Genomic DNA, 20,892 nt, shown 5'->3' on the forward strand with positions numbered 1-20,892 from the left:
CCGTCATGCTCCTGACCCCCAATGCCATGAGCCGGCGCATGCGCTTCGGCCTGTATGCCACCACCGGGCTGATCGGTCTGTTCCTGCTGCTGCCGATCGTGTTCATCGTGCTGCTGTCGTTCGGTTCGTCCCAGTGGCTGGTGTTCCCGCCACCGGGCTGGACGCTGAAATGGTACGGCCAGTTCTTCTCCAATGCCGACTGGATGAACGCCGCCATGGCCAGTCTCAAGGTCGCGGTGCTGACTACGTTCTTCGCCGTCGCTTTGGGCCTGCCCACCGCGTTCGCCCTGGTGCGTGGCCGCTTCCCCGGCCGGGAAATGCTCTACGGCCTGTTCACCCTGCCGATGATCGTGCCGCTGGTGATCATCGCCGTGGCGGTGTACGCGCTGTTCCTGAAACTGGGCTACACCGGGACCATGTTCGCGTTCGTGGTCAGCCACGTCATCGTCGCGTTGCCGTTCACCATCATCTCGATCATCAATTCGCTGAAGCTGTTCGACCAGTCGATCGAGGATGCGGCGGTGATCTGCGGCGCCTCGCGCCTGCAAGCGGTGTTCAAGGTGACCTTCCCGGCGATCCGTCCGGGCATGGTGGCCGGCGCCCTCTTCGCCTTTCTCGTCTCGTGGGATGAAGTGGTGCTGAGCGTGATGATGGCCAGCCCGACCCTGCAAACCCTTCCCGTGAAAATGTGGACCACCCTGCGCCAGGACCTGACGCCCGTGATCGCCGTCGCCTCGACGCTGCTGATCGGCCTCTCGGTCTTGGTCATGGTGATCGCCGCCGCTCTGCGCCGGCGCAACGAAATCAGCGCTTGAGCGCCAGGAGTACGACATGAGTGCAGTGATCAAAGATTCCGCGCAGCAAAATGACAAACCCCTGGTCAGCCTGCGTAACCTGAACAAGCACTACGGCGACTTTGCCGCCGTGGACAACATCTCGCTGGACATCAAGGACGGTGAATTCCTCACCTTCCTCGGCTCCAGCGGCTCGGGCAAAAGTACCACGCTGTCGATGCTGGCCGGCTTCGAAACCCCGAGCAGCGGCGAGATCCTGGTCAACGGTCAGTCGCTGGTGAACGTGCCGCCACACAAGCGCGACATCGGCATGGTGTTCCAGCGCTACTCGCTGTTCCCGCACCTGTCGGTACGCGACAACATCGCGTTCCCGTTGGCCATCCGCAAACTGGCCGCCGCCGAACGCGAGCGCCGGGTCGATGCGATGCTCAAGCTGGTGCAGCTCGAGCAATTTGCCCATCGCCGCCCTTCGCAACTCTCCGGTGGCCAGCAACAACGGGTCGCCATTGCCCGGGCGTTGGTTTACGAACCACGCATCCTGCTGATGGACGAACCCCTCGGTGCACTGGACAAGAAACTGCGCGAAGACTTGCAGGATGAACTGCGTCAGCTGCATCGACGCCTGGGCATCACCATCGTCTACGTGACCCACGACCAGGAAGAAGCCATGCGCCTGTCCCAGCGCATCGCGATTTTCAGCCACGGCAAAATCGTCGGCCTCGGCAGCGGCTTTGACCTGTACCAGAATCCGCCAAACGCCTTTGTCGCCTCGTTCCTCGGCAACTCGAACTTCCTCAAGCTCAAGGCCCAGGGCAATGCGGTGGCGACCTTCGAAGGGCAGCCGCTGTCGATCCGACTCACGGCCGGCCTGCAAACCGATCAGGCCGTGCTGTTGATGGTGCGTCCGGAAAAAGCCCTGGCGCTGAGCAATGAACAAGTCCTTGCCGAACCGCTGGCCGCCGGCTGGAACGAAGTCTCGGCCAAGGTCGTGGAAGTGCTGTTTCTCGGCGAAAGCCAGACCTGCAGCGTGGTCACTGCTGGCGGCACCTCGATGACGGTCAAGGCGCTGTCCGCCGCCGGCATGCCGCTCAAGGCCGGCGACCCGGTGCGAGTGCGCTGGGCCACCGCCGATGCCTGCGTGTACACCGAATGGGCCGAAAGCGACCTGAACAAGGCCGCCGGCGCTCACTGATCCATTGGCCTGCGCGCGCGGGCCACTATAATGAGTCACCCTCGGGCCACTACAACGTCGGGTTGTGGTGGCCTTTTTTCTGTCGCCTGTAAGATAAATTGGACAACGGATTCCTAAAATCCCGGTTTAATGCTAAATAGTGCTCAGTATTTTTAACACCCGACCCTGTCGTGCCACACAGTGCAACGAGAATAACGATATGAAAGTCCATTTCGAGAAAAGTGAAGTGTTTGGGACCCTCCACCTGCAAACGGCGGTGGCAGCATGATCGAAGTCACCGAAGTTTCCATTGCCGAACTGCGCGCCGCGCTCGAATCCGGCCAGACCACCTCGGTTGAACTGGTCCAGGCTTATCTCGCGCGGATCGACGCCTATGACGGCCCCGAAACCCCTACCGCCCTGAACGCGGTCGTGGTGCGCAACCCCGAAGCGCTCGCCGAAGCGCAGGCGTCCGACGCCCGTCGCGCCAAGGGCCAGACGCTGGGAGCGCTGGACGGTATCCCTTACACCGCCAAGGACAGCTATCTGGTCAAGGGCCTCACCGCTGCTTCCGGTAGCCCGGCCTTCAAGGACCTGGTCGCCTATCGCGATGCGTTCACCATCGAACGCCTGCGCTCCGCCGGGGCCATCTGCCTGGGCAAGACCAACATGCCGCCAATGGCCAACGGCGGGATGCAGCGCGGCGTCTACGGCCGCGCCGAGAGCCCGTACAACGCTGACTACCTCACCGCCCCGTTCGCCTCCGGTTCGTCGAACGGCGCGGGTACTGCCACTGCCGCGAGCTTCGCGGCCTTCGGCCTGGCGGAAGAAACCTGGTCGAGCGGCCGTGGCCCGGCCTCGAACAATGGTTTGTGTGCCTACACGCCTTCGCGCGGAGTGATTTCGGTGCGCGGCAACTGGCCGTTGACCCCGACCATGGACGTGGTCGTGCCGTTCGCCCGGACCATGGCCGACCTGCTCGAAGTGCTCGACGTGGTGGTGGCCGATGACCCGGACACCCGTGGCGACCTGTGGCGCCTGCAACCCTGGGTGCCGATCCCGAGCTCGTCCTTGGTTCGCCCCAAATCCTACCCGGCGCTGGCCGCCAACAGCGAGGCGCTCAAAGGCAAGAAGTTCGGCATTCCACGCATGTACATCAACGCCGACCCTGAAGCCGGCACCTCCGAAGCGCCGGGCATCGGTGGCCCGACCGGCCAGCGCATCAACACCCGTCCTTCGGTGATCGGACTCTGGGAACAAGCGCGCAAGGCCCTCGAAGCCGCGGGCGCCAAAGTGCTCGAAGTGGACTTCCCGCTGGTCTCCAATTGCGAGGGCGATCGCCCGGGCGCACCGACCGTGTTCAATCGCGGCATCGTCTCCAAAGAATTTCTGCACCATGAACTGTGGGACCTGACCGCCTGGGCCTTCGATGACTTCCTGCAAGCCAACGGCGATCCGAAACTGAATCGTCTGGTCGATGTCGACGGCCCGCAGATCTTCCCTCACGACCCGGGCACCCTGCCCAACCGCGAGGGCGACCTGGTTGCCGGCATGGACGAATACGTGCGCATGGCCGAGCGTGGCATCACCCCGTGGGACCAGATCAGCACGATGCCGGACGGCCTGCGCGGGCTGGAAAAAACCCGCAAGATCGATCTGGAAGACTGGATGGATCGCCTGGGCCTCGACGCGGTGCTGTTCCCGACGGTCGCCGATGTAGGCCCGGCGAATGCCGATGTCGATCCGCAATCGGCGGATATCGCCTGGAGCAACGGCGTATGGGTCGCCAACGGCAACCTCGCCATCCGTCACCTCGGCGTGCCGACGGTGACCGTGCCGATGGGCGTGATGCCGGACATCGGCATGCCGGTCGGCCTGACGTTTGCCGGGCGCGCCTATGACGACTCTTCGCTGCTGCACCTGGCATCGGCGTTCGAGTCGACCGGGAACAAACGCATGATCCCGCCGCGTACCCCGCCATTGGTCGCTGACAAACGCTGACCGGTAAAACCGTGGCGGCTCACTCGAGCCGCCACGGCTGACAAATCAGGGATCTACCTGGGCCATCAGCTCCGGAATCGACTCCGGCCGCTTGGCATAACGCTGCGCCAGCACCGCACAGACCATCAGTTGAATCTGGTGGAACAGCATCAGCGGCAAGATCAGCAAGCCAATGGTGCTACCGGCAAACAGCACCTGCGCCATCGGCACGCCAGTCGCCAGGCTTTTCTTCGAACCGCAGAAGAGAATGGTGATGCGGTCTTCCTGGTTGAAACCGAATGCCTTGCCGAGCACGGTAGAGGCCACCAGTACCAATGCCAGAAGCACACAGCACGCCACCACCAGCCCGGCCAGTTCCCACAGCGGAATCTGGTGCCAGAGACCCTCGATCACCGCCTCGCTGAACGCGCCGTAGACCACCAGCAAAATCGAACCCTGATCGACGAACTTCAACCAGCTCTTGTTGCGCGCCACCCAGTCGCCGATCCAGCGCCGCGCGATCTGCCCGGCAATGAACGGCAGCAGCAACTGCACGCTGATCTTGAGGATGGCGTCGAGGGTCGAGGAGCCTTCGCCGTGGACATTCAGCAGCAGGGTCACCAGCAACGGCGTGAGGAAAATCCCGAACAGGCTGGATGCCGCCGCGCTGCAAATCGCCGCCGGAATGTTGCCCCGCGCCAGTGAAGTAAAGGCAATCGCCGACTGCACCGTGGCGGGCAGCGCACACAGATAAAGCATGCCCATGTACAGGTCATTGCCGATCAGCGGCGACAGCAGCGGCTTAAGCGCCAGGCCGAGCAGCGGGAACAGCACGAAGGTCAGGCTGAACACCAGCAGATGCAGGCGCCAGTGTCCGGCACCGGCGATGATCGATTCGCGGGACAGCTTGGCGCCATGCAGGAAAAACAGCAGCGCGATGGCGATGTTGGTCAGCCAGCCAAAACCGACCGCGACCTGGCCGCTGGCAGGCAGCAGGCTGGCGAGCGTCACCACGCCGATCAGGGTCAGGGTGAAGTTGTCGGGTAACAGACGGGGGCGAGTCATGGGGTTGATCATCCGGGGGTTGCCAGTACGTGAAAGCGACTCTAACGTGACTGGGAATTACCGACTAACGCCGATGAGCCAGCTGATGCCGCCTAAAGGACATGACAAGAGTGTTCGACGCAGTATTCCCGGGCTGTCCAGCCTGCCTCGACCGCTCTATGGCCGTACCGAATCGCTGCCCAATCGCGCCCTGACCCGGCGCCACAGCCACCCGTGGGTGCAGCTTTCCTATGCGATTGCGGGCGTGCTCGAAATACAGACCGGCGTCGGCCGCTTCGTCGCCCCGCCAGAGCGGGCGGTGTGGATTCCGGCGGGCATGCCGCACCGGGTATTCAGTTCGCCGCGCACGGAAATGCGCAGCCTGTACATCGATTGCAGCGTCTCGACATGGGCGCCGCCGGGCTGTCATGTGTTGGGGGTCAGCGATTTGTTGCGCGAGTTGATCCGTGCCTTCAGTCAGGTTCCGGTGGAATACGATCAGGACGGGCCGCACGGCCGGTTGGCCCAGGTGATTCTGGATCAATTGGCTGAAGCGCCGCAGATCGATTTGATGTTGCCCCTGCCCCAGGACAGCCGGTTGCGGCAAATCGCCCAAAGCCTGGAGTCGCACCCGGAGCAACAGACCACCCTCAGCCACTGGAGCGACCAATTCGGCGTCACCGAGAAAACCCTCAGTCGCCTGTTCCTGCGCGACACCGGCCTGACCTTTCGCGCCTGGCGCCAGCGCTTGCGCCTGCTCGGCGCCCTGACGCCACTGGAACAGGGCGAGCGCGTGACCGACGTCGCGTTGGCCTGTGGCTACGACTCGACGTCGGCGTTTATCGCTGCCTTCCGCCAGCAGTTCGGCGAAACACCGGGGGAGTTTTTTCGCTGAGCCGCACACAGAACTAACTGTGGAAGCGGGCTTGCTCGCGAAAGCGCTGGATCAGTCGACACCTGCATTGACTGACACTGCGCATTCGCGAGCAAGCCCGCTCCCACAGGGCCATGTGGTGTACACAAAATCTGTGCCCCACAGAGATCTCACTCAATTCCTCGGGGTTACTGATCGGACTTGATGCTGGTCCAGACCCGGGTGCGCACCCGCTCAAGCTTTTGCGGCAATGGCTGCACGACGTACAGCGTCTTCAAGGCCTCGCTGGTCGGTGTCAGGTTCGGGTTGCCGGTGATGTCCTTGTTGATCAGCGCCAGCGAGTCCTTGTTGGCATTCGGGTAACCGAGGAAGTCGCTGATCGGCGCGATGACTTTCGGGTCCAGCAGGTTGTTGAGGAATTCGTGGGCCTCGGCGACGTTCTTCGCGCTTTTGGGGATGGCGAAGGTGTCGAACCAGATCGGCGCGCCTTCTTTCGGCAGGCGCCAGTCGACGACCACGCCGTTGCCCGCTTCTTTGGCGCGATTGCCGAATTGATAGAAGCTGCCGGAGTAACCGATGGCCACGCAGATATCGCCGTTGGCGATGTCGGTCATGTACTTGGCGGAGTTGAAGTAGGTGACATAAGGGCGAACCTTGAGCATCAGCGCCTTGGCTTTTTCGTAGTCATCGGGGTTCTGGCTGTTCGGGTCCAGGCCCAGGTAATGCAGGGCCAACGGCAGGATCTCCGACGGCGAGTCGAGCATCGCGACGCCACAGGCCTTGAGCTTCTCCATGTTCTCGGGCTTGAACACCAGGTCCCAGCTGTCCACCGGCGCATTCTCGCCCAGCACCGCCTTGACCTTGGCCGGGTTGAAGCCGATCAGCACGGTGCCGTACATGTAGGGCACGCCGTACTGGTTGCCCGGGTCGTTCTTGTCCAGCAGCTTGAGCAAGGCCGGGTCCTGGTGCGACCAGTTCGGCAGTTTGGACTTGTCGAGTTTCTGGAACACCCCCGCCTTGATCTGGGTTTCGATGAACTGGTTCGACGGCACCACCAGGTCGTAGCCCGAGTTGCCGGTCAGCAGCTTGGCTTCCAGGGACTCGTTGGTGTCGAAGGTGTCCCAGGTCACCTTGATCCCGGTGTCCTTGGCGAAATCCTTGGGCACGGACGGCAGGATGTAGTCCGCCCAGTTGTACACCCGCAATTCGCGCTGTTCGGCGTGCACCGCGCTGGCCAGCAGCGACAGTCCACAAACGGTGGCGCCCAGTATGCGTTTCATTGAGTCCATGGATCGTTTCCCCAAGTGTGGCGTGAGTTCGATGGTTTTTATGTTCTGTACACGGCAGCGGCCTTGAAAATAGCCAAGGGCAAGGAAGTGAAGCGTCTGGTTGTGGTTTCAGCCTGGGTTGCCGACTCAGCCACCCGCGTCTGATTCTTGCTGACGGCGGCGCCAGTTCACAGCGTGAGGCAGGCCAAAAGGAGATCGAAATGGCCAAAATAGGTGTCCGCATTGATCAGCGGCGCGAGGCCTTTCACCGAGGGTTAGTCCAAACAGCCAGACTTCAAGGCACGCTATGACGCTCTGCGGGAGCGAGGCAAGAGCACGAAAGTCGCGCTCTTGCCTGCATGCGGGTCTTACTGATCAGGCTGAATGCCATGTTGCGCGATGGCACCGAATGGCGGTGACGAGTGGCACAGTGAAGACAGTTGCTCCCACAGTCGTGTTGGTTGCTCGCGGATTTTGCGGATAGCCGCGAACCCTGTGGGAGCGGGCTTGCCCGCGAAGAGGCCGGCACATTCAATATCGATATCGCCTGACAATCCGCTTTCGCGAGCAAGCCCGCTCCCACAGGGGATGTGTGTGATTACAACAACGATAAGGTGTAATTGATGATGAACCGGTTCTGATCCACGTTGCGCCCGGCATCGGTATTGGACTTGGCGTTACGCAGTGTGAACCCCACCCCCTTGAACGTGCCCGACTGCAACACGTAGTCCAGGGTCATGTCGCGCTCCCACTCGGACTGGTCACTGGCGTTTTGCACCTTGATGTCCGTGCCCTTCAGATACACGATCGAGGCTTTCAGGCCCGGCACGCCCAAGGGCGCGAAGTCGTAGGTGTATTGGCCGAAATTGGTCTGCTCGCCGGCCCGGGCAAAGTTCTGGATCATCTTGTCGGTGGGCAGGTAGACACTGCCGCCGCCCGCCCCCTTGTCCACCAGGCTGCCCTGGTTGGGCTGGACGAAGTTGCTGCCGTCACCCACCCGTTGATGCCCCACCGACACCGCGTGCCCACCGTGGGTGTAGGTGACCATCGCAGCCCAGGTGCTGTTGTCGATTTCACCGTCGTTGTCGTCGGTGTAACCCGACACCCGATAACCTTGCGCGCGGCCGGAGGCAGAGCTGTTGGCACCGCTCGACGTGGTACGGAAGTAGCGCAGGTCGGTGGTCAGTGAGCTTGCGCTGTCGATGGGTAAAATGTGCGTCAGGCCAAGGAAGTTCTGGTTGTAGAAATCTTCCAGTTGCGCGAAGTAATACTGGGTCTTCAGGTTCCTGGTGAGGTTGTAGTCACCGCCGGCGTAGTAGAACTTGTTGCTGTCCTGCGTGCTGCCGGCGACCGACAGGCCTGTGCGGTCCGTCGAGGCGCGCCCCACCGCGTGCTCCAGCACACCGCCGGTCAATGTCAGGCCATCGATGTCGTTCGAGGTGACCTGCGCGCCGGTGAACGATTGCGGCAACACACGGGCATCGTTCGCCAGGAGGATCGGCAATTTCGGTAGCAAGGTGCCGTAGCGAAATTCAGTTTTGGATATCCGCATCTTCGCCGTAGGGCCGAAGCTGCTCCAGGCGGCGGCCGCGCCGTCGCCGTCAGAGGGAATCATGCCGCTACCGACGTGGCGCCCCGCGCCGCTGTCCAGCGTGATGCCAAGCAATGCCTGGGCATCGAGCCCGAACCCCAGCGCACCCTGCGTAAACCCGGACTCATAGCGCAACACGAACCCCTGGGCCGCCTCTTCGGTTTTCGAAGGGGCCGCGCTGCCATCGCGATTGTCACTGTTGAAGTACAGGGAGCGCATCGAGAGGCTGGCCTTGCTGTCTTCCAGAAATCCATGGCCTGCGGTATCGGCAGCCTGTGCGCACACCGAACTGGTGGCCAGCAGGACTGCGGTGGGAATCGCTCGTTTGAACATAGGGTGCTCCTGGGTGTTTCTTATCGTTATTTGAAGGTTTCACCGCCAGACAGGACCCGATTGCCGCCCACGCAACAGCGCTCAACACGAGCGCGAAAACAGGCGCGCTCGATGAGTGACATGAGTCATCGGACGTTCGAGGTAAGGGTTGACTGACTGGCTTGTGAAACTCTTAAAACATTTCGAGAGGCTATTATCAAACGCGGTGAAAGTAGTTTTCGTTGAGGGACAAGGCTTGTCGCGCAGGGGTATGGACGATCACTGTTTTTGCATATCGGTGCGGCGGATTTTCATCATACTGACATCATCGGCAGTGTTCGGTGACTGCTTGCATGTCCCAACAAGAGCAATGACCCATGAACGATCAAATCGAACTGTACGGCGCGAACACCGGCAACAGTCTGCGGGCAGCGATTGCCCTGGAAGAGTCGGGCATCGCCTACACCGCACGCCGGCTCGACCTGTACGCACAGGAACACCGTGGACCGGCCTTCCTGGCGCTTAACCCGGCCGGGAAAGTGCCGACCCTGATCGATCACGGGACAACGCCGACGCTGGTCATCAACCAGTCCAACGCCATCATCCAGTACGCCGATTCCATTGCACCCGGAAGGCTGGCACCGGCGCAGCCGGGACCTGCGCGCATCCGGGTGATCGACCGCTATTTCTTTTTCGTGACCGATGTCATCGCCCCCAGCCATGCCGCCTTTTTTCTGCACCAGGCGGGGCAGGACAAGGCCGCGGCGATTATCGATCTGCGGGTGATCGAGCAACTGACTTACGCGGAAAGCTTTCTGACTGCCGGCTTCATGGCCGGAGAGCAGTTCTCCATGGCCGACATTTCGGCGTTCACCATCGCCACAGCGTTCCGTGATCGATTGGAATGGAAAGAGCTTCCGCAACTTGCGCGCTGGTTCGACTCGGTCGAAGCCAGGCCGGCGGTACAACGCGGTCTGAGTGCGTTCAAGCATTGCTGAGCGGTTGCCGAAAACAAAAACGCCCGGCAAGGCGCCGGGCATGTGCCCGAGGGCAATCGCCAGCAAACCCCAGAACAGGTTGAGGTGGAACACCTGGACCACCATGGCGCCGGTTGTGCATGAACTCGAGTTTGTCTGTTCTTATCTTTGTATGAAGCCAAACCGGGGGGACTCTCTGGCCGCCTCTCAGATGCCAACCATATTATGGTATTCCAAACTTTAAACAAGACTGATCCGGTCTTTGAACAAGCATCTGAGCCGGCATCCTGCCCGAATCACACCAGCACTGGCTAGCTGAAAGCCCCGCAATCATTGGGTTTTCGACGATGGCCTTACGTTTATCGGTTCACCTAAAAAGACCTTGCAATCGATGTATTACGGTATACCATCAGACCTACAAACATATAAAAACGCGTCACACCTCCCGAGGACCGTCCAATGATCGATGCCGCCATCTACAAACAAGTCATGGGTTCGTTCCCGTCCGGAGTGACCGTGATCACCACCCTGGATGACGACGGCCAAATCGTCGGCCTGACCGCCAGCGCCTTCAGCTCGCTGTCGATGGACCCGGCCCTGGTGCTGTTCTGCCCCAACTACAGCTCCGATTCCTACCCGGTCCTGATCAAGAACAAGCGCTTCGCCATCCACGTGCTGTCCGGCGGCCAGCAAAACGAAGCCTATGCCTTCGCACGCAAGGGCAAGGACAAGGCCCAGGGGATCGAGTGGACGTTGAGCGAGCTGGGCAACCCGATTCTGGCCAATGCCACGGCGGTCATCGAATGTGAACTGTGGCGCGAATATGAAGGCGGTGACCACGCCATCATGGTCGGCGCGGTGAAAAACCTGATCGTGCCCCGGCAGAGCAGCGGGCCGCTGGTGTATTGCCACGGCAAGATGGGCGCCCTGCCCGTTCTGGCCTGATCCCTCTGATATCACCGCATAGCCCTGTGGGAGCGGGCTTGCTCGCGAAGACGGAGTGTCAGTCAACACATATGCCGCCTGGAAGTTCGCTTTCGTCGGATCGCCGCCCGGACCAAGCCCGCTCCCACACTGGTTAGCGTTAGCCGCGAAGAGAAGTCATTTGCGGAAAAATGTATTATGGTATACCAATAAACAACAGGCCCGCGATCGACCGGCCGACAACAATAGATCCGAGGTAAGCGTCATGAAGTTTTCCCTGTTCGTACACATGGAACGTTGGGACGAAAGCGTCAGCCACCGCCAGTTGTTCGAAGACCTGACCGAACTGACGCTGATGGCCGAGGCCGGTGGTTTCAGCACCGTGTGGATCGGCGAACACCACTCCATGGAGTACACCATCTCGCCAAGCCCGATGCCGCTGCTGGCATATCTGGCGGGCAAGACCACCACCATTCACCTGGGCGCCGGCACCATCATCGCGCCGTTCTGGCATCCGCTGCGGGTGGCCGGTGAATGCGCGTTGCTCGACGTGATCAGCAACGGGCGAATGGAAGTCGGCCTGGCCCGTGGTGCCTACCAGATCGAGTTCGACCGCATGGCCGGCGGCATGCCGGCATCCTCCGGCGGCCAGGCACTGCGGGAAATGGTTCCGGTGGTGCGGGCACTGTGGAACGGTGACTACGCCCATGACGGCGACATCTGGAAATTCCCGACCTCCACCAGCGTGCCCAAGCCGATCCAGCAGCCGAACCCGCCGATGTGGATCGCCGCCCGCGACCCGGACTCGCACAACTTCGCCGTGGCCAACGGCTGCAACGTCATGGTCACGCCGCTGATGAAAGGCGACGAGGAAGTCCTCGACCTGAAGAACAAATTCCAGGCCGCGCTGGACAACAACCCGGGCGTGCCGCGCCCGCAACTGATGGTGCTGCGTCACACCCACGTGCACACCGCCGACGATCCGCAGGGCTGGGAAGTCGGGGCCAAGGCGATCTCCAGGTTCTACCGCACCTTCGATGCCTGGTTCGGCAACAAGACCACCCCGGTCAACGGCTTCCTCGCGCCGAGCCCGGAAGAGAAATTCGCCGGTCGCCCTGAGTTCGAACTGGAAAGCCTGCACAAGACCGCCATGATCGGCACCCCGGAAGAAATCATTCCGCGCATCAAGTACTACCAGGAACTGGGGGTCGACGAATTCAGCTTCTGGTGCGATAACAGCTTGCCCCACGCGGAGAAGAAAAAATCCCTGGAGCTGTTCATCAAGCACGTGGTGCCAGCGTTCCGCTGATTGCGCCGCCCTGCGCCCTGGACGCAAAGCCGGGGTGTAGGAGCGAGCTCGCTCGCGATGGACGCCAACGATAACGCGCGCCATCTGAATGACCGCGTTGTCCAGAAGTTTTTCGCGAGCAAGCTCGCTCCTACAGGGGTCGATTCCAATGATGACTGGTCGTCTCCCATCACTCGCCCTTCCCTCCGGCGCCGCGCGGGCCTACCTGCGCGGTGAATGGACCGCTTCGCACCTGCATTTCAAGCGCCTGCGCGCCAGCGTTTCGGCCAAGCAGAACGGCTTCTGGCAAACAGTTCACTGAGCCCACCCGAACAGCCAATCACGCACCCCGCGTCTCGCCATTGCATGGCGCGTACGGTGCATCGTGTTTCGCCTTGATCAGGTTTGCCCAATGAACAATAACAACGCGCTGTTGATCATCGACATGCAGCAGGAGGACGGCTTCGTCCTGGAAAACCTCGACAGGGTGGTCGCCCATACCGCCGCCCTGCTCGATACCGCCCGCCATCAGCGGATGCCTGTCATCTATACCCGCCACATCAATCAGGCCGACGGCAGTGACCTGCCCCGCGGCGAACCGCTGGCCGCCGACGGTGGCCCCGGCAGTTATCGCGCCGGCACCCGGCAAGTAGAAATCATCGAGTCGCTGACGCCGCAGCCCGGTGAATTGATCATCGACAAGGGTCGTTACAGTGCCTTTCACCGCACCGACCTCGATGCCCGACTCAAGGCAATGGAAGTCGACACGCTGATCGTCTGCGGCGTGCTGACCGACGTCTGCGTGCTCACCAGCGTGTTCGATGCCTTCGCCCTGGGTTATCGCGTGCGCCTGGTCAGCGATGCCTGCACTACGACCAGTGAGGCCGGGCATTACTCGGCCCTACTGATCATGGCCAACTGGGTCTACGCGCTGGAAATCCTCACAAGTGAACAGTGCCTGCGCGCCCTGCAACAACTCGACTACATCAGCCTGATCCCCGAGCGTCCGGACCTGTTTGCCCACCAGCCCCATGAGCTGCAAAGCACCATCGCCCGTCTGCAATCCCGTCTCGTCCGGACTCAGGAGTGATCGCCATGCAAGTCGAAAAAAGAAGCATCGATTTCATCCCCGAGACCGAACGCCACGGCAAGCCGGGTTCGCTGTTCTATATCTGGTTCGGCGCCAACATGAACATCACCACCATCGCCTCCGGCGTGTTGCCGGTGGTGATGGGGCTCAACCTGTTCTGGAGTGCGCTGGCGATCATCATCGGCTCGTTGCTGGGGGCGATTTTCATGGCCTCCCACTCGGCCCAGGGACCGAAGCTGGGCATTCCGCAAATGATCCAGAGCCGGGCGCAATTCGGCGTGTTGGGGGCGGTGTTGCCGCTGCTGTTCGTGATGCTGATCTACCTGGGCTTCTTCGTCAGCAACACCTTGCTCGCGGCCCAGGCGCTGGAGTCTGTCAGCCCGCTGCCGATGTCCGGCAATATCTACCTGATTGGCGCGTTGTGCTTCGTCGTCGCGCTCTATGGCTATCGGTTGATTCACCGCTTGCAGAAGCTGCTGTCGATTCTGTCGCTGGTGGTGTTCGTGGCGGCCACGGTGCTCGCCTTGCAGTTGCCGATCCCGGCCGAACAATGGCTGCCGACGGGCTTCTCGCTGTCGAAGTTCCTGGTGGCGGTGAGCATCGCCGTGACCTGGCAACTGTCCTACGCGCCTTACGTCGCCGACTACTCACGCTACCTGCCGAGCAGCACGCCGACTGCCCAGGTGTTCTGGTACAGCTACGCCGGCACGGTCAGCGGTGGCGCGTGGATGATGATTCTCGGGGCAATCCTGAGCGTCGGCATCGGTGACTTCTCCAGCAACGTCGGCGGGCATGTAGCCGGTCTGTTCGGCGCTGGCGCGGTGCTGCTGTTCGCCTTCATCGTCTACGGCCAGGTGTCGATCAACGTGTTCAACCTGTACGGCGCGTTCATGTCGACCATCACCGTGATCGAACCTTTCGCCCGACTCAAGGTGACCCCGCGAGTACGCGGTGTATTCATGCTGCTGATCAGCCTGGTGGCCACGGCCCTGTGCACCATCAGTCAGGACGACTTCATCACCTTCTTCCTCAACTTCATCTTCTTCATGAGCTACTTCCTGATCCCGTGGACGGCGATCAATCTGGTGGACTACTACTGCCTGCGCAAAGGCCAGTACCGGATTGACGACATCTTCGACCTGAACGGGATCTACGGACGGGTCAACTGGATCGCCTGCGGCAGTTTCCTGCTGGCGATTGCCCTGGAAATTCCGTTCATGAACACCACGCTGTACGTCGGCCCGGTGGCCACGGCGCTGGATGGGGTGGATCTGGCGTGGATCGTCGGGTTGCTGGTGCCGGCGTTGAGTTATTACTGGCTGATGAAGCTCGGCAAGCGTGCGCCGATGATGGAGTCAGCGGCCGACTAAATTTCAGGCAAAAAAAATCCCAGGCAGCTGATGGACGCCTGGGATTTAAAAATGCATAAACCGTGGTGGTGAACGCGGCGCAGATATTACGGAATATTTCGGCCTGTAACAAGATATTTTTATTCACTATCCAGTTACTAATCCTCCTAACCCCTTCAATATCCACATATTTTCTAAGGGCGACTAGAGGAACCAGCGATACTCCCGCGCGCTGATGTCATGCAGAAATGCCAGATGATCCTGACGCTTGTTTTCGCAATAGACGTCCACGAACTCCGCCCCCAAGCCTTCGCGCAGCGATGCATGATTTTGCATGGACTGCACCGCTTCGAGCATTTCCAGCGGAAAATCGATGCCACTGCCGCGGTCTTCGTTGAGCGGTGCAATCGGCTCGCGCTCCCCTTCCAGGCCTTGTTCCAGTCCTACCAGAATCGCCGCCAACGCCAGATAAGGGTTGGCATCGGCGCCCGCCAGGCGATGTTCGATGCGCAGGTTCTTGATGTCCGACTCTGGAATACGCAAGCAGGCATCGCGATCCTCGAAGCCCCAACTGGCGCGGGACGCCACGTTCACGGTGCCGCTCAAGCGGCGCATGGCGTTGTGGTTCGGGGCAAAGATCGGCATGCAGTGCGGCAACACATCCAGGCAACCGGCCACCGCATGGCGCAACGCCCGCTGGCCGTTCGCCGCCAGCAGGTTGTTGCCGGCCTGGTCATACAGGCTGACATGCACGTGCATGCCGCTACCGGGGTGCTGCAGGTAGGGTTTGGCCATGAAGCTGGCGCGGTAGTTGTGCTTGAGCGCCACACCGCGGGTGCTGCGGCAGAACAGGGCCGCCCAGTCGGCGGCGCGCAGGCCGTCATCGCAATGGCCGAAGTTGATTTCGAACTGGCCCGGGCCGAGTTCGGCGGTGATCACCGTGGCATCGACGCCCTGGGCTCGCGCGGTCTCGACCATTTCATCGAGCACCGGGGCGAAGCGCGACAAGCGTTCGATGTGCATGTTCGGCTGATCGTCGGCATCGCCGCTCAGCTCATCACGGGGGAACTGCGGCAAGCCGTCCTTCAAGCGGCTGTCGAACAGGTAAAACTCCAGCTCGAAGGCCACCACCGGGAAAATGCCCTTGCGCTTGAGTCGATCCAGCACCCGCGCCAGCACTTCGCGGGGCTCGAATTCGATGGGTTTTTCGGTGCCGTCGGAGGTGATCAGCATCTGGCCCAAGGGCTGCTTTTCCCAGCTCACCAGCTTCAAGGTGCCGGGCACCAAACGGCGCAGCGCATCCGGGTCACCATCGTTGAAGCAGTAATCGCCGATCTTGAACAGTCCGCCCTGGGTGCCGAGCAACACGCAGTTCTGCGGCAGCTTCAGGGCACTGCCGGCAGCGACTTTTTCCAGCATCTCGATCGGGTAGCGCTTGCCGTAGAAATGCCCCGGAATGTCCAGGGAGATCAGGTCGACGTAACGCACTTCGGGGTTGCAGTGGCGGAAGTTGCGAACCTCGGCCAGCAGTTCAGAGCACACAGCATCCATCGTTTTGTTCCTTGTTGTTATCAGGTGTAAACCCAAAGCACACGGGTCAGTTGGTCGGAGAGGTTGCCGTAGCGGCAGTGCGCATGGCTGGCCAGTTGAAAGCTGTCGCCGGGATGCAGGGTCACCGGTTCGTTGTCGTCGAGCCACAGGGTCAACTGCCCTTCCAGGACGTAACCGCCCTGCTCGGAGCTGTCCTTCATGTGTCGGTCACCGCTGCTGGCGCCGGGTTCGAGCTGGCTTTCGAGCATCGAAAAGGACGCGCGCATCTTTGGCGAGACGAGGATGTCGGTGATGCCGTCGGCGTAGTACAGCGTGCGGCGCTCGTCGGGGCGGGTGACCCAGGACAAGGCCATGGGTTTGGCCAGGCTGTAGAAATAGGTGGTCGGCACCCCCAGGGTTTCGCTGATGGCGGTCAGGTCCGCCACGGTCGGGCGCGACAGGCCACGCTCGACCTGGGACAGAAAACCCACGGAGCGGCCGATTTTGTCCGCCAGTTCCTTCAGGGTGTACTTTTTGTGTTTGCGCAGGTCCTGGATCAGGATCGCCAGCGCCGAGATTTCTTCTTGCATGTCCATCTAGAGGCTTCCAGAAAGTGTCGCTTCAAATGCTGTCGCGCAGTCGATACCAGGCCTTGCCGATGGCTTCCAGCGGCGCGGCCAGGTATTTGCCGCCGGGAAAACTGCCGTTGTTCAGGCCCTGGTACAGGGACAATTCGTCGGGCTGACCGAGTACCGCATCGGACACCGCTCGCGCCGCGGCCAGTGTCGGCAGCACGCCATGCCCGGAATACCCCTGCATCCAGTACAGATCGCCCCGGCGGCCGATATCCGGTGTGCGCTTGAGGGTCAGGTCGATGTGGCCGCCCCAGGCAAACTCCAGCCCGACGCCGGTGAGTTGCGGGAACACGCGTTCCAGGAACGGCCGGGTCGCGGCGGCGATGTCCTTGGGCATCCCGCCCAGGTAAGTGCAACCGCCGCCGAACAACAGGCGGTTATCCGGGGTGCGGCGGAAATAATCGAGCACGAACTGATTGTCGGTCACGCACACGTTGCTCGGCAGCAGCGCGGTGGCTTGCTCCTCGGTGAGCGGTGCGGTCGCGACCTGATAAGTCCCGACCGGCAACACGCAACTGGCCAGTTGCGGGTCGAGTCGATCGAGGTAAGCGTTGCACGCCAGCACCAGCACATCGGCGCGAATACGACCGCGCTCGGTGGTCACCACAAACCCGTCGCCCTCCTCGCCATAACTCAGCGCCTTGCTTTGCTCGTGGATGCGGCCACCGGCGCGTTCGATCGCGTCCGCAAGGCCCAGGGCCAGTTTCAGCGGGTTCAAATGCCCGCCCTCGGGATCGAACAGGCCGGCCTGATAGCGCTCGCTGGCAACCCACTGCGGCAAATCGCTGCGCTCGATAAATTGCAGTTTGTCGTGGCCCCACTTGTGGCTGGCCTCGTGTTGCCACTCGGTCAGCAGGCCTACCCGACGGGGCATCACCGAGGTCCAGAGATGGCCGGCGCGGTAGTCGCAATCGAACTCATGGCGGCCGGGCAAGTCACGCAACTCGCGCGCGGCCCAGCGCATGCCATCCCACAAGCGCCGCGCCCGTTCGTAACCCAGCGCCGCTTCCAGCGGTGGCATGTCGCACGACCAGCCGAGAATCGCCTGGCCGCCATTACGCCCGGACGCGGCCCAGGCTACCCGGCTGGCTTCGAGCAAGGTCACGCGCTTGCCGGCCAGCGCCAGGCGCAAAGCCGTGTGCAATCCACTGAAACCGGCCCCGATGATCAGCACTTCGGTGTCTTGCTCACCTTCCAGTGCGGCTCGATCGACCAGACGATCGGCGCAGGTATGGGCGTAGTAACTGGCGACATGCCGGGTGGATTGCTGAAACATACGGCCTCGTGAAATTTTGTATTTTTAATTTCATGAAAAAATACACGGTAAATTTCACACAGGCAAATGGCACGCAAAAAAATCCCGCCCAAGAAGACTTGGGCGGGATGTTTAATCAGACGCGTCAGCGACCGTATCAGGCAATCGGGATCAACGGATCCGCTGCGGCCCACGCGGTGTCGCGGTTCGCCGCTGGCGGGTAGATCCATTGGGTGTTGATCTGGGTTTTCAGCGATTTGGCCTCCTCCTTGACCAACTTGACCTGACGATCCCAACCCTCGGTGTACACCGCGCCCCAGGCCCCGAGGTCCAGGCAGGTCACGTATTTCGGCTGGCTGTACGGCGTCGGGTCCACACCGAGGATCTGTGCCGCCACGTTATTGCCGGCGTGACGCCCCAGGACAATGGCGTGCTGGCAGGTCATCAAGGCATGGTTGCCGATCTCGTCACTGGCTGCATAGGCGACGTCGCCGGTGGCGAAGATATCCTCCTGGCCAATGACTTTCAGGTGTGCGTCGACATGCAGACGGCCCAGATGATCGCGTTCGGCCGGAATCTGTTCGGTCAGGGAGCTGGCGCGAACGCCGGTGGTCCAGACCACGGTGTTGGCATCGATACGAGTACCGTCGGACAGGGTCACGCCGTTGACATCGACCGACACGACCGAGGCTTTCAAGTGCCATTCCACGCCGGTTGCCAGGCTGGCCTCGACGATCGATTCGGCGATTTCCTCACCCATCGAGCCGCCAATCTTGTCGCCGCGATCAACGATGATCACATTGATGTCGGCACGGTCGCCGAGGATGGCCCGCAGGCGGCTCGGCATTTCAGTCGCCGTTTCGATCCCGGTGAAACCGCCACCGGCTACCACCACCGTGTTGCGCGCCTTGCTTTCCGGCTGATTGGCCAGCGCCTTGAGGTGATTTTCCAGACGCACGGCCTGTTCGATCTGATCGACGTCGAACGCATGTTCAGCCACGCCCGGAGTGTTCGGCGAAGCCAGGCGGCTGCCGGTGGCCAGAACGAGTTTGTCGTAGCTGCGGACTTGTCGGGCACCTGTGGCATCGACATAGCCGACCTGTTTTTGCCCGACGTCGATGGTTTGCGCCGCGCCCTGGATGAACTTGACCCCTACGGCATCGAACAAGTCGCCAATCGGTGCAGCCAGTCGGTGGGCGTTCGGCTCGTAGAAGCGCGGACGCACACGCAGTTCGGCCTGAGGAGCCAGCACGGTCACTTCAACGTCGTTGTGGCCATGAATGTCGAACAGGCGCGTGGCACTCAAAGCGGTCCACATGCCACCGAAACCTGCGCCGATTACCAGAATGTGCTGCTTCATCTTTAACTCCAGGGGGATAACCAAGTGTTGAAAATCGTTGAGGGGTTCAAGGACCGCCGCCGGGTTGTACCGGGATAAGTGCCTGCCACTCCGATCGAACAACTACGACTCTATTGATCCAAGTTAAATCCTGCAACAGGTTTTGATCAATGGTGGCCATCGAAAACCCTGATCCCTGACCTGAACGCCATGTATTCAGCGCATCATAAGAGCGTTCGCTGTCATGAAAAAAGATTGAACGAGGAGGGATTCGTTGCCTGACTTGCTTTCGGCTGCTAGAATTTGCGACTAATTCAGTCGGAGATTTGAATGTCTCTTTACAGCGCGGGTGTCGAATACGGCATCCACTGCCTGCTTTTCCTGGTGGGTAACGGTGGCGACTCGCGCGAAGCGAGCGTGCGCGACCTTGCCGATCTGCAAGGCGTCCCCCAGGACTATCTGGCGAAAATCTTCACCAAGCTGGCCAAGGCCAATCTGGTGGTCGCCACCGAAGGCATGCGCGGTGGCTTCAAGCTGGCCCGGCCCCCTGACGAAATCACCTTGCTGGATATCGTCAACGCCATCGACGGTCGCAAGTCGATCTTCGATTGCCGGGAGATCCGTGGCCGTTGTGCAGTGTTTGACGGCGCCCCGCCTGAATGGGCATTGGACGGACTGTGCGCGATCAATGGCGCGATGATGGTTGCGCAAAAACGCATGGAGGAGGCACTCGCCCAGCAAACCATTCTCGACATCGCCAGGAAATTCGGGCGCAAGGCGCCGCCAGAATTCGGCGTCAAGGTGGAAAGCTGGATGAACGAGCGTCGGGAACGTAAAAGTGCCGCCCAGGCGAGCGAGCAAATCATCCCGACCACCAACCTTTCAGACTGATCCACACAAAAAAAACCGGATGCACGCCAGGCATCCGGTTTTTTTCTCAATGGAGTCGAAAAACGGTCGGCGACCGATTTTCACCCTCTCGCGTTTACAAACAGTCGCGCACGATTTTGCGCAGGTCGCCGGACTTGGCCCAAGGTGGCCCCTGATACAGCGAAACCCGGCTGCCGTCCTTGTACTTCACGATATCCACCACTTCGTCGGCCGTGATTACGCTGGGCGCGGTGATGCGAAATCCGTTGGATATCGAAACCTGGGTCGTATTCGCTACTTCCTTTTGCCAGGCAGGCAACACGCACGCCGCATACTCTTTTGGCGTCTTCTCGCTGTGCTTGCTGACATTCGGCTCGCCCGGTACCAGCGACGCCGGCAACGAGCACCCGCCCAGCAATGCCAACACGACTCCCCCCATCAACATCCGCATGCTGTTTCCTTTAATTCGAAATAAGAAAATGTAGCTCGCCGTCGTCCCTACAGCCATCCCCAACGACTCGGCGACTGTCATTGATATCACTTCGCCCGGTTAGTTCCTTGCGTTCAGATAAAACAGGACAGCTTGTTTTCTCGCTCGCTG

The 20,892-nt window shown here is 61.1% G+C and carries 19 protein-coding genes and 1 pseudogene; 12 read left to right on the forward strand and 8 right to left on the reverse strand.

Annotation, left to right across the window (positions count from 1 at the left end; translation table 11 throughout):
* The first annotated feature begins 5 nt into the window (after window positions 1–5).
* From AC3IT6_RS17585 to AC3IT6_RS17595, 3 genes are all read left to right on the forward strand, one after another.
* Complete coding sequence (locus tag AC3IT6_RS17585; RefSeq protein WP_007976227.1) at window positions 6–815, forward strand: ABC transporter permease; 810 nt, start codon at window positions 6–8, stop codon at window positions 813–815.
* 16 nt (window positions 816–831) lie between these two features.
* Window positions 832–1,986: an ABC transporter ATP-binding protein gene (locus tag AC3IT6_RS17590; protein ID WP_489351533.1), complete on the forward strand. Its 1,155-nt coding sequence runs from the start codon at window positions 832–834 to the stop codon at window positions 1,984–1,986.
* A 264-nt stretch (window positions 1,987–2,250) separates the two neighbouring features.
* Complete coding sequence (locus tag AC3IT6_RS17595) at window positions 2,251–3,966, forward strand: amidase (RefSeq protein ID WP_489351535.1); 1,716 nt, start codon at window positions 2,251–2,253, stop codon at window positions 3,964–3,966.
* Window positions 3,967–4,011: 45 nt separating this feature from the next.
* Here AC3IT6_RS17595 and AC3IT6_RS17600 read toward each other — a convergent pair whose 3' ends face one another.
* Window positions 4,012–5,010, reverse strand: coding sequence for a bile acid:sodium symporter family protein (locus tag AC3IT6_RS17600; RefSeq protein WP_489351537.1), 999 nt, complete (start codon window positions 5,008–5,010; stop codon window positions 4,012–4,014).
* An 85-nt stretch (window positions 5,011–5,095) separates the two neighbouring features.
* Here AC3IT6_RS17600 and AC3IT6_RS17605 point away from each other — a divergent pair, with 85 nt between their 5' ends.
* Window positions 5,096–5,884, forward strand: coding sequence for an AraC family transcriptional regulator (locus tag AC3IT6_RS17605; RefSeq protein WP_223503793.1), 789 nt, complete (start codon window positions 5,096–5,098; stop codon window positions 5,882–5,884).
* Between the two features lie 167 nt (window positions 5,885–6,051).
* Here the strand turns inward: AC3IT6_RS17605 and AC3IT6_RS17610 are convergent, their stop codons facing one another.
* Entirely contained in the window at window positions 6,052–7,152 is a 1,101-nt protein-coding gene (locus AC3IT6_RS17610; protein ID WP_489351540.1) for a polyamine ABC transporter substrate-binding protein, read from the reverse strand.
* A 267-nt stretch (window positions 7,153–7,419) separates the two neighbouring features.
* On the opposite strand from AC3IT6_RS17610, the pseudogene AC3IT6_RS17615 reads away from it, so the two are divergent.
* Window positions 7,420–7,550, forward strand: a pseudogene (locus AC3IT6_RS17615) (IS110 family transposase); the annotation flags it as partial.
* A gap of 179 nt (window positions 7,551–7,729) precedes the next feature.
* On the opposite strand, the gene AC3IT6_RS17620 reads toward AC3IT6_RS17615, so the two are convergent.
* A complete protein-coding gene (locus tag AC3IT6_RS17620) occupies window positions 7,730–9,055 on the reverse strand; it encodes an OprD family porin (RefSeq protein ID WP_489351542.1) in 1,326 nt (441 codons plus the stop codon).
* A 356-nt stretch (window positions 9,056–9,411) separates the two neighbouring features.
* Here AC3IT6_RS17620 and AC3IT6_RS17625 point away from each other — a divergent pair, with 356 nt between their 5' ends.
* The 6 genes from AC3IT6_RS17625 to AC3IT6_RS17650 all read left to right on the forward strand — a co-directional run bounded on the left by AC3IT6_RS17625 (window position 9,412) and on the right by AC3IT6_RS17650 (window position 14,683).
* A complete protein-coding gene (locus AC3IT6_RS17625) occupies window positions 9,412–10,032 on the forward strand; it encodes a glutathione S-transferase family protein (RefSeq protein ID WP_489351544.1) in 621 nt (206 codons plus the stop codon).
* Window positions 10,033–10,470: 438 nt separating this feature from the next.
* Complete coding sequence (locus AC3IT6_RS17630) at window positions 10,471–10,956, forward strand: flavin reductase family protein (RefSeq protein ID WP_008000480.1); 486 nt, start codon at window positions 10,471–10,473, stop codon at window positions 10,954–10,956.
* Window positions 10,957–11,200: 244 nt separating this feature from the next.
* Window positions 11,201–12,244: an LLM class flavin-dependent oxidoreductase gene (locus AC3IT6_RS17635; RefSeq protein WP_046043514.1), complete on the forward strand. Its 1,044-nt coding sequence runs from the start codon at window positions 11,201–11,203 to the stop codon at window positions 12,242–12,244.
* Window positions 12,245–12,395: 151 nt separating this feature from the next.
* Entirely contained in the window at window positions 12,396–12,545 is a 150-nt protein-coding gene (locus AC3IT6_RS17640; RefSeq protein WP_185754863.1) for a hypothetical protein, read from the forward strand.
* A gap of 90 nt (window positions 12,546–12,635) precedes the next feature.
* Complete coding sequence (locus tag AC3IT6_RS17645; RefSeq protein WP_489351546.1) at window positions 12,636–13,313, forward strand: cysteine hydrolase family protein; 678 nt, start codon at window positions 12,636–12,638, stop codon at window positions 13,311–13,313.
* A 5-nt stretch (window positions 13,314–13,318) separates the two neighbouring features.
* Window positions 13,319–14,683: a purine-cytosine permease family protein gene (locus tag AC3IT6_RS17650; RefSeq protein WP_489351548.1), complete on the forward strand. Its 1,365-nt coding sequence runs from the start codon at window positions 13,319–13,321 to the stop codon at window positions 14,681–14,683.
* A 183-nt stretch (window positions 14,684–14,866) separates the two neighbouring features.
* Here the strand turns inward: AC3IT6_RS17650 and AC3IT6_RS17655 are convergent, their stop codons facing one another.
* The 4 genes from AC3IT6_RS17655 to AC3IT6_RS17670 form a co-directional block, all read right to left on the reverse strand.
* On the reverse strand, window positions 14,867–16,213 hold the full coding sequence (locus tag AC3IT6_RS17655; RefSeq protein WP_489351550.1) for a glutamine synthetase family protein: 1,347 nt from the start codon (window positions 16,211–16,213) through the stop codon (window positions 14,867–14,869).
* Window positions 16,214–16,233: 20 nt separating this feature from the next.
* Window positions 16,234–16,788, reverse strand: a complete 555-nt coding sequence (locus AC3IT6_RS17660; RefSeq protein WP_056723568.1) for a helix-turn-helix domain-containing protein — start codon at window positions 16,786–16,788, stop codon at window positions 16,234–16,236.
* 25 nt (window positions 16,789–16,813) lie between these two features.
* Window positions 16,814–18,103 carry an NAD(P)/FAD-dependent oxidoreductase gene (locus AC3IT6_RS17665; RefSeq protein ID WP_489351553.1) on the reverse strand — a complete coding sequence of 430 codons (1,290 nt, stop codon included), beginning with the start codon at window positions 18,101–18,103 and terminating at the stop codon, window positions 16,814–16,816.
* A gap of 136 nt (window positions 18,104–18,239) precedes the next feature.
* On the reverse strand, window positions 18,240–19,442 hold the full coding sequence (locus tag AC3IT6_RS17670; protein ID WP_489351555.1) for an NAD(P)/FAD-dependent oxidoreductase: 1,203 nt from the start codon (window positions 19,440–19,442) through the stop codon (window positions 18,240–18,242).
* A gap of 309 nt (window positions 19,443–19,751) precedes the next feature.
* Here AC3IT6_RS17670 and AC3IT6_RS17675 point away from each other — a divergent pair, with 309 nt between their 5' ends.
* Window positions 19,752–20,312, forward strand: coding sequence for an RrF2 family transcriptional regulator (locus AC3IT6_RS17675; RefSeq protein WP_489351557.1), 561 nt, complete (start codon window positions 19,752–19,754; stop codon window positions 20,310–20,312).
* Window positions 20,313–20,406: 94 nt separating this feature from the next.
* On the opposite strand, the gene AC3IT6_RS17680 is transcribed toward AC3IT6_RS17675, so the two are convergent.
* Window positions 20,407–20,742 carry a hypothetical protein gene (locus AC3IT6_RS17680; RefSeq protein WP_489351559.1) on the reverse strand — a complete coding sequence of 112 codons (336 nt, stop codon included), beginning with the start codon at window positions 20,740–20,742 and terminating at the stop codon, window positions 20,407–20,409.
* Window positions 20,743–20,892: the final 150 nt, after the last annotated feature.

This window comes from Pseudomonas sp. KH_017 (genome assembly GCF_057840285.1).

Excerpts from the sequence above, each read along its gene's own strand:
- AC3IT6_RS17595 (WP_489351535.1), top strand. The coding sequence starts at position 2,251 with ATGATCGAAGTCACCGAAGTTTCCATTGCCGAACTGCGCGCCGCGCTC.
- AC3IT6_RS17660 (WP_056723568.1), bottom strand. The coding sequence starts at position 16,788 with ATGGACATGCAAGAAGAAATCTCGGCGCTGGCGATCCTGATCCAGGAC.
- AC3IT6_RS17670 (WP_489351555.1), bottom strand. The coding sequence starts at position 19,442 with ATGAAGCAGCACATTCTGGTAATCGGCGCAGGTTTCGGTGGCATGTGG.
- AC3IT6_RS17585 (WP_007976227.1), top strand. The coding sequence starts at position 6 with ATGCTCCTGACCCCCAATGCCATGAGCCGGCGCATGCGCTTCGGCCTG.
- AC3IT6_RS17630 (WP_008000480.1), top strand. The coding sequence starts at position 10,471 with ATGATCGATGCCGCCATCTACAAACAAGTCATGGGTTCGTTCCCGTCC.
- AC3IT6_RS17610 (WP_489351540.1), bottom strand. The coding sequence starts at position 7,152 with ATGGACTCAATGAAACGCATACTGGGCGCCACCGTTTGTGGACTGTCG.
- AC3IT6_RS17590 (WP_489351533.1), top strand. The coding sequence starts at position 832 with ATGAGTGCAGTGATCAAAGATTCCGCGCAGCAAAATGACAAACCCCTG.
- AC3IT6_RS17655 (WP_489351550.1), bottom strand. The coding sequence starts at position 16,213 with ATGGATGCTGTGTGCTCTGAACTGCTGGCCGAGGTTCGCAACTTCCGC.
- AC3IT6_RS17640 (WP_185754863.1), top strand. The coding sequence starts at position 12,396 with ATGACTGGTCGTCTCCCATCACTCGCCCTTCCCTCCGGCGCCGCGCGG.
- AC3IT6_RS17605 (WP_223503793.1), top strand. The coding sequence starts at position 5,096 with ATGCCGCCTAAAGGACATGACAAGAGTGTTCGACGCAGTATTCCCGGG.
- AC3IT6_RS17600 (WP_489351537.1), bottom strand. The coding sequence starts at position 5,010 with ATGACTCGCCCCCGTCTGTTACCCGACAACTTCACCCTGACCCTGATC.
- AC3IT6_RS17625 (WP_489351544.1), top strand. The coding sequence starts at position 9,412 with ATGAACGATCAAATCGAACTGTACGGCGCGAACACCGGCAACAGTCTG.
- AC3IT6_RS17620 (WP_489351542.1), bottom strand. The coding sequence starts at position 9,055 with ATGTTCAAACGAGCGATTCCCACCGCAGTCCTGCTGGCCACCAGTTCG.
- AC3IT6_RS17645 (WP_489351546.1), top strand. The coding sequence starts at position 12,636 with ATGAACAATAACAACGCGCTGTTGATCATCGACATGCAGCAGGAGGAC.
- AC3IT6_RS17680 (WP_489351559.1), bottom strand. The coding sequence starts at position 20,742 with ATGCGGATGTTGATGGGGGGAGTCGTGTTGGCATTGCTGGGCGGGTGC.
- AC3IT6_RS17675 (WP_489351557.1), top strand. The coding sequence starts at position 19,752 with ATGTCTCTTTACAGCGCGGGTGTCGAATACGGCATCCACTGCCTGCTT.
- AC3IT6_RS17650 (WP_489351548.1), top strand. The coding sequence starts at position 13,319 with ATGCAAGTCGAAAAAAGAAGCATCGATTTCATCCCCGAGACCGAACGC.
- AC3IT6_RS17665 (WP_489351553.1), bottom strand. The coding sequence starts at position 18,103 with ATGTTTCAGCAATCCACCCGGCATGTCGCCAGTTACTACGCCCATACC.
- AC3IT6_RS17635 (WP_046043514.1), top strand. The coding sequence starts at position 11,201 with ATGAAGTTTTCCCTGTTCGTACACATGGAACGTTGGGACGAAAGCGTC.